Genomic DNA, 567 nt, shown 5'->3' with positions numbered 1-567 from the left:
TGCCGGATGCGACATGGGTGATCTGGCGTTCGTGGCCGTCTCTGCCGACGGACACCGTGCCTTCGCGTTCGGCGATGGAGCCCGAGCCGAGGGCGACCGAATCGGGGGCGGCTGCTATCGCGTCCGTGCCGACGGCGATCGAACGGGCGCCGGCGGCAATCGCGCGCGAGCCGATGGCGATCGATTGCTCGCTGAACGCGATCGCTTGCGCTCCGACGGCGGTCGAGTCGTCGCCGATCGCGAACGCGTTGCTCGACGCGAAGTCGCTCGCGATCGCATGCGACGACGCGGCGGGCATAGCCGGATTCGGCTTGCGCACGCGGTTTGCAAAGGCGGGAGCGCGCGTCGCCGCCGAAGCAGCGGGCGCGCCCGTGCCCGCTCGGGGGGCAGGGGCAGGTCGGCTGGGCGTCGATGCGTCGGGCGTCGATGCGTCGGGCGCCGATGCGTCAGGCGTCGATGCATCAGGCGTCGATGCGTCGGGTACGTTCGGGTTGGGCGCGGTCGGGTGCTGCGTCGGCTTGGGTGGCGTCGATTGCGGTGGTGTCGACCGCGGCTGCGGTTTCGGTG

The 567-nt window shown here is 71.6% G+C and carries 1 pseudogene; it reads right to left on the bottom strand.

The window, feature by feature from the left end:
- A pseudogene (locus ACU8YE_RS24100) lies at window positions 1-567 on the bottom strand (trimeric autotransporter actin-nucleating factor BimA); the annotation flags it as partial.

Source organism: Ralstonia sp. VS2407, from assembly GCF_052950655.1.
This window is presented reverse-complemented; position numbering and strand designations above follow the sequence as displayed.